This is a genomic window from Corallococcus sp. AB032C, assembly GCF_003668935.1.
Classification (GTDB): domain Bacteria; phylum Myxococcota; class Myxococcia; order Myxococcales; family Myxococcaceae; genus Corallococcus; species Corallococcus exiguus.
In genome coordinates this window covers 1-9,014 of record NZ_RAWP01000188.1, presented here as the reverse complement: position 1 = coordinate 9,014, position 9,014 = coordinate 1, and the positions used below count along the sequence as shown (strand labels likewise).

The following is a 9,014-nucleotide window of genomic DNA, read 5'->3' as shown; positions in this document are numbered from 1 at the left end:
CCCGTCGACGGAGGCGGCTTCGACGTCCCGCCCGAGCCACCCGTGCGGCCCGGAATGGTCAGCTTCTGGCCCACTTGGATCTTGTTCGGATCCGCGATGTGGTTCGCCTGCTGCAACGCCCCCACCGTCGTCCCATACCGTCCCGCGATGCCGCTCAGCGTGTCCCCGCTGCGCACCGTGTACGAAGCGCCTCCGGACGACGGCGGCTTCGACGTCACCGGCGCCGCGCCTCCACCCGCGCCCGGAATCGTCAGCCGCTGGCCTACGTAGATCTTGTTCGGGTTCGCGATGCCGTTCGCCTTCGCCAGCGCCCCCACCGTCGTGCCGTGCCGCCCCGCGATGCCGCTCAGCGTGTCCCCGCTGCGCACCGTGTAGCTGCCCGCCTTCGACGGCGCCGCCTGGAACCCGTCCGGGACCGTCAGCCTCTGGCCCACGCGGATGAGGTTCGCGTTCGCGATGTGGTTCGTCTTCTGGAGCGAAGACACCGACGTGCTGAAGCGCTGCGCGAGCCCGCTCAACGTGTCGCCGCTGCGAACGGAATAGGTCGTCACGGTTAAAACTCCGGGAAAAGAGGTAAATCAGTGCCCGGATTTTCGCGACGCCTGGGAATTAGTTTCCCAGGAAGACCTACTTTTCAGGTTGCTGCATCTATCCGTTATTCCTGTGCCTTCGAGTCACGCAACCGTGACTGAAGGTCGCGGGCGGCGCCGGTGTCGTGCATCACGATGAGGCTCTGCACGTAGTACGCGAGCGCCCAGAGGTTCTCCTCCGGGATGGCGCCCTTCCACGACGGCATCGCCGCACCGCCGACGCCCGCGGCCATCACGCGGTAGAGGTCCTCGCGCTGGGCCTGCGCGGTGTACGGCTGGCCCTCCACGCGGGTGTCCTGCGGCCACACGGTGCGCAGGCGGTGGAAGAGGAAGTCCGGCGGCAGCACCTTGGCGAACTGCGTGGCCTCGCCCTTCGCGTCCACGGTGAGCGAGTAGTCCGAATCCCGCTGCAGCGCCGTGTACGGATCCGCGTTCGCCAGGTTCACCTTGCGGCCGGTGACGCTCTCCGTGAGCGCGGCGAGCTCCGCTCGGGGCAGGTACGCGACGTGGCAGCTGGCGCAGCCCGCGTTGCCCTTGCCGGCCACGTGGTAGACCGTGCGGCCACGCGCCACGGCCTCGGCTTCACGGCCCTTCCACGGGTCGTCGGTCAGGGCGAGGGCCGCGCCGGGGGACTCCTGCTTCCAGCGCGGGCTGAAGGTCTTGAGGTACTGCACCACGGCGTCCACGTCCGCCGGGGGCACGTCCCACGCGAACATCGGCGTGCCGTGCAGGCCCCGCCGCAGCGTGCGCTTCAGTGCGTCGTCGGTGGGCAGTTCGCCCGCCGCCACGCCTCCGAACTTGTAGAGGCCCTGGTGGAAGTTGCGCGGCGGAGGCCGCATCCCGGAGCCCGCGGGGCCCTGACCGTCGCCCTTCTCGCCGTGACAGGACGCGCAGTAGTGCGTGTAGACGTCGTATCCGCGCGCCAGCGTCGCGGCGGGGATGACGGTGCCGTCCGCGAGCTTCATGGGCTCGAAGGTGGGCGTCTCCTTGCGGCACGCGGGAGCGAGCGCCCCCAACGCGAGCACGGCGAGCACACGAAACGACCGACGAGTGGAGCAGGAAGTGGGCTTCATGGGAGGTACACCACCGCGAAGAGGACGCCGTACATCACCGTCGAACACCACCAGCCGGGCAGGGCGCGCCGCAACGGAGCGCTTGCGTCCTGACCGCGCAGCACGCGGAGTCCCGCACGCAGCAATCCCACGAGCACGACCGCCAGGTGCGCGGCCTGCACCGCCGACAGGCCATACAGCGCGGAGGCGAAGACGCCGCTGTCGGGGACGCGCAGGTCCCGGTACCAGAACAGCACGTGCAGCCAGGCCGCCTGCGTCGCGAGGAACCCCGCCCCGCTGCCGAGCACTCCCGCGAACGTGAGCCGGCCCGGTCGCGGCTGCCGGAGCGCGACGTGCAGCAACACGACTCCGATGACGAGGAGCCCACCGGCCAGCGCGGGAACGAGTGCTCCAGGGCGCGCGGACGCGGGAGGCCAGAAGCCGCGCAGCCGGTAGAAGCCCGCGCTGAAGGCCATCGCGCAGAAGAGCATCACCGCCGCGCCGTGCGCGATGACCACCCCGAACCAGAGGTTCGCTTCGTCGCGCTGAGGGGACGTGGAGGCCAGCGTCCCGGCGGGGTCGTTCGTGCTCACGGGGCTGGACTCTCGCATGCCTGGGCCCGGCGGAAAGCACCAGGAAGCCGGGCGGCCCCCCGTCCCTCGGAGCGGCGCCCATCGACCGAATCACCTCCATGCATCACACCGGTGGGCCTCGTCATGCCGCGACGGTGCAAGAACCCCACGTGCGTCCAGGTCCACCGGTAGTAGCCTGCCGCGCTGCCCCGATGGAACCCGCGCCCACTCCGCTCGCAGCGCCGTCCCTGTCCGCCCCTCCTCGCGCTTCACGGGGCCTGGACCTCTGGCCGTTGATCATCGTGGCGCTGGGCGCCTGGGTGCTGCGCGCACTGGCGTTCTTCCATCGCTCCGGCGCCATGGGCTACCCCATGGACTACGACGAGGGCGTCTACTTCTCCGCCGCGTCGCTCCTGCTGCGCGGGGACCTGCCCTACCGCGACTTCATCTTCGTGCACCCGCCCGGAGGCCTTCTGCTCTGGGCTCCCGGCGCCGCGCTCACACTGGGGCTCGACGCGGCCACCGCCTACGGAATCACCCGCTACCTCGCCGCCGCCGTGGGCGCGCTGTGCGTGTTCCTCGCCGGCCGGGTCGCCTGGCGCGCCTGGGGTCCGCTCGCGGGCTGCGTGGCCGCGCTCGCCTATGCCGCGTATCCGGAGGCCGCCATCGTCGAGCGCGGCACCTTCCTCGAGCCCCTGCTCAACGTCCTGTGCCTGGGCTTCGCGAACCTCTGGCTCACCTCCGGCACCCACTCCCGAGCACGCCGCATCGGCGCGGGCGTGCTCCTGGGCCTCGCCATCTCCGTGAAGCTTCCGGGAGGACTGTGGCTCATCGCCGCGCTGCTCTCACGCCCGGGGAAGGAGTCCTGGCGTCACGCACTCCTGCCCGTGCTCGTCGCGTTCGCCACCTTCGCCGTCGTCGTGGGCCCCCTGGCCGCGCTCGCCCCTTCCGAGTTCATCCGCGACGTCATCACCTTCCAGGCCGCACGCCCGCCAGACGGTGAACTGGACCGCTGGATGCGCCTGCACGACATCTTCCACGAGCGCCGTTGGGGCGGAGTCCTCCTCGCCCTCGTGGGCCTGGGCACCGCGTGCGTGCGCGCCTTCCGTGCCGCTCCGGAGCACCGCCCCGCCGCGCGCTTCTTCGCCTGCACGTTCGTCCTCAGCGGGGTCCTGTTCCTCGCGTCACGGACCTACTGGAACCAGTACAACGCGCACCTCGCCGCTTCGGAGGCCGTGCTCGCGGGCCTGGGCGCTTCCGTGCTCCACGCCTTCAGCACCCGCTGGGGCCGCACGGCCTCACGCGCCGTGGCCGCGCTGCTGCTCGCCGCCGCGTTCGTCCCCGGCGCGCGGCACGTCTACCAGAGCGCCCAACTGCAGGCCCCGGACGTGGTGGCGCTCGCGAAGCACATCCGCGCCGACGTGCCGACCGATGCGTGCCTCTTCTCCTTCGAGCCAGGCTGGGCGCTCGCGGCGGGCCGGCTCCCCTCGGGCGCCACGCCCATCGTGGACGGCTACGCCACCATGCTCCAGGACGCCATGAGCTCCGGCGACCGCTTCGAGACCACCGACGAGGCCCTCTCCGCCGATGAGGCCCAGCAGGCCCTGCGCATCATGCTGGGCTCCTGTCGCTTCGTCGTCCTCGGCTGGCGGGGAGAGTGGCAGCTCACGCCGCAGAGCCGCCCCTGGTTCAAGCAGCGCTTCGTCCGCCGCTTCCCCGCGGGTGACGGCGGCGGCGTGGACCTCTGGGAGCACCGCTAGACGGCGCCCTCCACCCCGGGCACAGGCGTCGCCACCGGCTCCGCCACGGGCACACCCGAGGGCAGCGGCTCCGCCTGCCCAATCCAATCGCGACCCAGTTGCTCCTGTACTTCCGGTTGCGACAGCGCATGCGGCCCGCGCAGCACCACGGCGCCAGGGCCCGCGTCCATCCACTCCAGCGTGCCCACCCGCCACGGGTTCGGCTCCGCGGCCCGGCCCCACTTGAGCGTCCGCACCAGGTTCACCACGAACACCAGCTGCACCGCGCCCAGCGCGAACGCGGCCCAGCTGGTCCACCGGTTCAACGTGAGCAGGTGCGCGAGGAACGTGTACTGGTACGGGTCATAGAGCCTCCGCAGCTGCCCCGCGTAGCCCGCCACCAGCTGGCCTCCGAAGACGGCGATGAACAGCACCGCGCTCAGGAGCACGTGCACCTTCGCCAGCCGTTCATCCAACGTGCGCCCGTACATGCGGGGGAACCAGAAGTAGAGCCCCGCGAACACCGCGAGGAAGCTGGCCGCGCCCATCGTCAGGTGGAAGTGCCCCACCACCCACATCGTCCCGTGCAGCGGCACGTCCGTCGCCACCGCGCCCAGCGCCAGCCCCGTGATGCCGCCCAGGCCGAAGACAATCATCGTCGCCAGCGCCGCGAGCATCGGCGACGTGAGCCGCACGCTGCCCCGCCACAGCGTCATCAGCCAGTTGAGGAACATCACCTGCGCCGGCAGCGAGATGAGCAACGTCAGCACCATGAACGTGCGCCCCAGCACCGGCGCCATCCCGCTGGTGAACAGGTGGTGCGCGTACACCGCGCCGCTCAGCGCCGTCACCACGCCCATGGCCCCCGCCGTCATCCGGTAGCCGTGCGCGGGCTTGCGGCTGAAGAACGCCACGAAGTCCCCCACCATGCCCCACGCGGGCAGGATGAGGATGTAGACCTCTGGGTGGCCGAACAGCCAGAACAGGTGCTGGTACACCAGCGGGTCGCCGCCCCCGCCCACCGCCGCCGCGCCCGCGATGAAGAACTGCGTGCCCGCCACCCGGTCCAACAGCAGCAGCACCGTGGCCGCCGCCAGCACCGGCACGAACAGCACGTTGAGCACCGCGCCGTAGAACAGCCCCCACACCACCAGCGGCATCCGGCCCCACGTCATCCCCGGCGCCCGGCAGCGCACCACCGTGACGACGAAGTTGAGCCCGTACAGGAACGCGGACACGCCCACGCACAGCACCGCCACCGTCACCAGCGTCTGCCCCAGCCCCGGCGTGAACGCGGGCGTCGCCAGCGGCGGATACGACGTCCACCCCGCGCTCGCCGGCCCCAGCCGCACCACGAACGACACCAGCATCAGCGCGCCGCCCACCGCGTAGGCCCAGAAGCCGAGCGGCGACAGCCGGGGGAACGCCATCTGCCTGGAGCCAATGGCCAGCGGCAGCACGAAGTGCCCCAGCGCGCCGAAGAGCAGCGGCGTCACCGCGAAGAAGATCATCAACAGGCCGTGCATCGTGAACACGGCCGTGTACGTGGGCGGAGTGAGCGCGCCCTTCGACTCGGGCAGCACCCACGCGAGCCCCGGCACCGGCTGCCCGGGCCACGCCCACTGGAAGCGGATGAGCATGGCCAGCAGGCCGCCCACCAGCAGGAACAGGAACCCACCCCACAGGTACTGCCGCGCCACGCGCTGGGGGTCCGTCGTCCAGAGCGACTTCAGCAGCGCCCCCGCCTTCATGGCGTCCTCCACACCCAGCCCCAGTGGGCCGCGGTGTCATCCGGGTCGTAGCCCTGCACCGCCTTGAGGCTCGCCTCGTGCAGCCACGCCGCGTACGCCTCCGGGGACAGCGCCGTCAGCATGCCGCGCATCCGGTAGTGACTGGTGCCGCAGTGCTGGTAGCAGGCCACCTCCCACGAACCCTCGCGAGCGGCCTGGAACCACGTCTGGTTCACGCGGCCCGGAATGGCGTCCAGCTTCACTCGGAAGGCTGGCAGCGAGAATCCGTGCACCACGTCCGTGGAGACCAGCTGCACCCAGACGGGCACGTCCGCCGGCACGCGCAGGTCGTTCCACGTCACCACGTCGTCCTTCGTGCCGAACGCCCCGTCCGCGCCCGCGTACCGCGCCTCCCACGACCACTGGTGCGCGTTGATCTGGATGCGCACCGTGCGCGGATCCTCCGTGGGGACGCGGAAGTTCCAGAGCACGTCGTTCAGGTAGCCCTGGGAGCCCAGGAACAGCGTCCCGTCCACCACGCCGAACACGCCCAGGGCCAGCCCCAGCACCCACGCCCGCGAGCGACGCGTGCCCCCGTCCGGCGCCACCTTCCGGGCGCCCCGGAAGCGCACCACCGCCAGCAACATCCACCCGAGCATCACCGCCGCCAGCGCCAGGTCGAAGCCATGGCTCGTGGCCAGCAGCGCGTCGATGCGGTCGCCCGTCGCGCTCGCGTTCTCCGGCGGCGCCAGGCTCCAGGCACCACGCGCGGGCGGCACCGCCAGGGGCGCCTGCGCATCCGGCGGCGCGACGTCGCTCGGGGACGACGGGGATAACGCCGGGGACTCCGCCATCACGGGTGCTCCTGTTCCACGGGGGCCGAAGCCCGCTCTGCTCCCGGCGCATCTCGCCCCGCCCGCCAGGCCGCCCAGAGCCCCACGCCCACCAGCGCGAAGGGCACCAGCATCAGCGCCAGCAGCAGCTCGCCCGCCCCGCCGGGAGACTCCGGCGCACGGGCCGTGCACGAGGGGCACGCCAACACCGCCGCCGGCACCAGCCCTCCGATGAGTCCGAGCCACGGCCCGGACCCCGCCAGCGACCGGAAGCCTCCCCACCTGCCCGGCGAAGTGCGTCCACCCGGGGGCTGGAAGAGGGCATGGGCCACGACCTCCGGGCTAGCACGCACCCAACGTCCCCTCAAGGCGCACCCTGCCCGCCGCGAAGCGGCCACTCTCCCTCATGCCTCGCATGCGGCCAGCCCCTACCCCGTCAGGCCCGGCGCTTGTGCGCCCCCCGCTGATGCCGTACGTGCCGACGCATGTCCGTCGAATCGCCCTCCCCGTCCGCCGCACCCCGCTCCCGTCCCGTCCGCCGCTCCTGGGTCTGGGCGGGCATCGCCGTGGCGTCGCTCGGCTTCATGGGGGTGGCGGTCCACGACCTGGTGCAGGGCCGTTCCCAGCCGCCGCCCCGCCTGGGCGCGCTGCAGGACTTCACCTTCACGCGGCAGGACGGACAGCCCTTCGGGTTGAAGCAGCTCCGCGGCCACCCGTTCATCGCCAACTTCATCTTCACCCGCTGCCCCACCGTCTGCCCCGTCTTCACGCAGAAGATGGCGCGCGTGCAGGAGCACACCTCGAAGCTGGGGACGGATCTCCAGCTGGTGTCCTTCTCCGTGGATCCGGCCTACGACACCCCGGAGCGGCTGGCCGAGTACGGGAAGAAGTACCAGGCGGACTTCACCCGCTGGAACTTCCTCACCGGCGACTACGCCACCCTCAAGGACACCATCGTCCAGGGCTTCAAGATCAGCATGGGCCGCGAGGCCGGCGCCCCCGAGGACGACCTGCTCTCCATCTTCCATGGCACCCACTTCGTGCTGGTGGACGGCACCGGAGAGATTCGCGGCTACTACGACAGCGCGGACCCCGAGGCGACCCAGAAGCTGGAGACCGACGCCTTCCGCATCACCCGCGAAGAGGGCTGAGCCGCGCCGCTTCCTGATCGCGCCCATACTACGGGTGCGTCATTCCGGGTCACATCCCACCCGGACTTCCAAAGCCCGTAACAGAGCCGACATCGGAGCCTTCAAAACCGAAGGGCCGGCGCCCCGCCCATGACGGACGGAGGACCGACCCTCGTGCCTCGCGCGGCGTTGGCCCGCAAAGCCGAAAGGCCGGCCCCCACCTCGCGGTGAGTACCGGCCTTCGTGCATGAGTCACGCCAGCTTCAGCGGGGAACTCAGTTGGTCAGCGCAGCCTGCGCGTGGGCGAACAGGTTCTGCACGTTCTGCTGCGCGGGCTGGGAGGCCAGCGCGCCGACCTGGTCCGCGCCCTGCTTCACGGTGGTCGCGATGTCCGCGATGGACTTCACGGTGGGGGCGAACTTGGTCAGCTGGGACAGACCGGCCAGGGGGCCCTTGGCGAGCAGGGACGCGCCGGAGTCGATGAACTTGTCCACGAACGGCTTCGCCAGCTTGCCCAGGCCGAACGGGAGCTTGTCCAGGAGGCCGCCGGCGAGACCCTTCAGGCCGCCGGTGATGGCGCCCATGGGGTTCTGCACGAAGTTCAGCGCCTTGCCCGCGATGTTCGCGACGCCGCCAGCGATGTTGGAGACCGTCTTCGCGACGCTGCTGACAACCTTGCCGATGCCGCCCATGGTGAAACCCCCTACTGAATCTGGTTTGGAGAGTGTGTGCCGCAGTGAAGCTTCAAAAGGATTCTCGGAGGGGGGAGGAAAATGTTTCCTCCCCATTTTCCGATCTATTTCACGGGGATTCCGGGCGACCTCAGCCGCGGGTTCCGCCGCCGCCCTTCTTCATCTGCTCCAGCAGCTCCTGGCGCTTCGCCTCGTCCTGCGGCGTCTGGGGGGCGCCCTCGGCCGCGGGGTTCAGGCTCGGCTTGCCGGCGGTGCCGCCCTTGCTGGCCTCGAACTCGGACTTGGCGAAGGGGTTGCCCTGACCGGGCAGCTCACCCTTGGCGCCCGCGACCAGGAACTCACCGACCTCCTCCACCGTGTGCACGGGGAAGCCGTTCGCCTTCAGCTCCTCGTCGGACACGACGTTGAGCATGGGCTCCTTGTCCTTGTCCTGCGCGTACTCGAGCACCAGTTCGACGTAGTCCTCCAGCTTCATGCCCACGGCATCCGCGATGCGCTTCGTCTCGGGATCCTTGAGGAGCTCCGCGCGGACGACTTCCACGGGACGGGACAGACCACGCTTCTTGCCAGGGGCTTGCTGGGACATTGCGGTTTCGCTCCGGAGAGGAGAGGAAAGACGGCTGGGAACAACTCTAGCCCATCTTTCCAGTAGTACCCATTCCCCGCCCCGGACGGC

The 9,014-nt window shown here is 70.6% G+C and carries 10 protein-coding genes; 2 read left to right on the top strand and 8 right to left on the bottom strand.

The genetic code is table 11. From position 1 onward, the window contains the following. From D7X99_RS40475 to D7X99_RS40465, 3 genes are all read right to left on the bottom strand, one after another. Positions 1 to 551 (bottom strand): LysM peptidoglycan-binding domain-containing protein (locus D7X99_RS40475; protein ID WP_121782394.1); only part of this gene is annotated, 551 nt, incomplete at its 3' end. Positions 552 to 655: 104 nt separating this feature from the next. Further along, positions 656 to 1,663 carry a cytochrome c gene (locus D7X99_RS40470; protein ID WP_171805633.1) on the bottom strand — a complete coding sequence of 336 codons (1,008 nt, stop codon included), beginning with the start codon at positions 1,661 to 1,663 and terminating at the stop codon, positions 656 to 658. Further along, the gene (locus D7X99_RS40465; protein WP_121782392.1) at positions 1,660 to 2,235 is read right to left on the bottom strand and encodes a cytochrome C oxidase subunit III; all 576 of its coding nucleotides are present in this window, start codon (positions 2,233 to 2,235) and stop codon (positions 1,660 to 1,662) included. The genes D7X99_RS40470 and D7X99_RS40465 overlap by 4 nt, the downstream gene beginning before the upstream one ends. Before the next feature lie 191 nt (positions 2,236 to 2,426). Here D7X99_RS40465 and D7X99_RS40460 point away from each other — a divergent pair, with 191 nt between their 5' ends. Beyond that, positions 2,427 to 3,974, top strand: a complete 1,548-nt coding sequence (locus tag D7X99_RS40460) for a glycosyltransferase family 39 protein (RefSeq protein ID WP_158627158.1) — start codon at positions 2,427 to 2,429, stop codon at positions 3,972 to 3,974. Here the strand turns inward: D7X99_RS40460 and D7X99_RS40455 are convergent. From D7X99_RS40455 to D7X99_RS40445, 3 genes are read right to left on the bottom strand one after another with little or no spacing between them, the layout of a single operon-like run. Continuing rightward, a complete protein-coding gene (locus tag D7X99_RS40455) occupies positions 3,971 to 5,704 on the bottom strand; it encodes a cbb3-type cytochrome c oxidase subunit I (protein WP_121782395.1) in 1,734 nt (577 codons plus the stop codon). The genes D7X99_RS40460 and D7X99_RS40455 overlap by 4 nt on opposite strands. Continuing rightward, positions 5,701 to 6,537 carry a cytochrome c oxidase subunit II gene (locus D7X99_RS40450; protein ID WP_120599874.1) on the bottom strand — a complete coding sequence of 279 codons (837 nt, stop codon included), beginning with the start codon at positions 6,535 to 6,537 and terminating at the stop codon, positions 5,701 to 5,703. The genes D7X99_RS40455 and D7X99_RS40450 overlap by 4 nt, the downstream gene beginning before the upstream one ends. Then, on the bottom strand, positions 6,537 to 6,869 hold the full coding sequence (locus tag D7X99_RS40445; protein WP_169826539.1) for a hypothetical protein: 333 nt from the start codon (positions 6,867 to 6,869) through the stop codon (positions 6,537 to 6,539). The genes D7X99_RS40450 and D7X99_RS40445 overlap by 1 nt, the downstream gene beginning before the upstream one ends. Before the next feature lie 132 nt (positions 6,870 to 7,001). Between D7X99_RS40445 and D7X99_RS40440 the strand changes: the two genes are divergently transcribed. Next, entirely contained in the window at positions 7,002 to 7,667 is a 666-nt protein-coding gene (locus tag D7X99_RS40440) for an SCO family protein (protein ID WP_233614159.1), read from the top strand. Positions 7,668 to 7,921: 254 nt separating this feature from the next. Here D7X99_RS40440 and D7X99_RS40435 read toward each other — a convergent pair whose 3' ends face one another. Then, positions 7,922 to 8,338 carry a hypothetical protein gene (locus D7X99_RS40435; RefSeq protein WP_120577724.1) on the bottom strand — a complete coding sequence of 139 codons (417 nt, stop codon included), beginning with the start codon at positions 8,336 to 8,338 and terminating at the stop codon, positions 7,922 to 7,924. A gap of 130 nt (positions 8,339 to 8,468) precedes the next feature. Next, a complete protein-coding gene (locus tag D7X99_RS40430; protein ID WP_120577725.1) occupies positions 8,469 to 8,924 on the bottom strand; it encodes a hypothetical protein in 456 nt (151 codons plus the stop codon). Between the last annotated feature and the right edge of the window lie 90 nt (positions 8,925 to 9,014).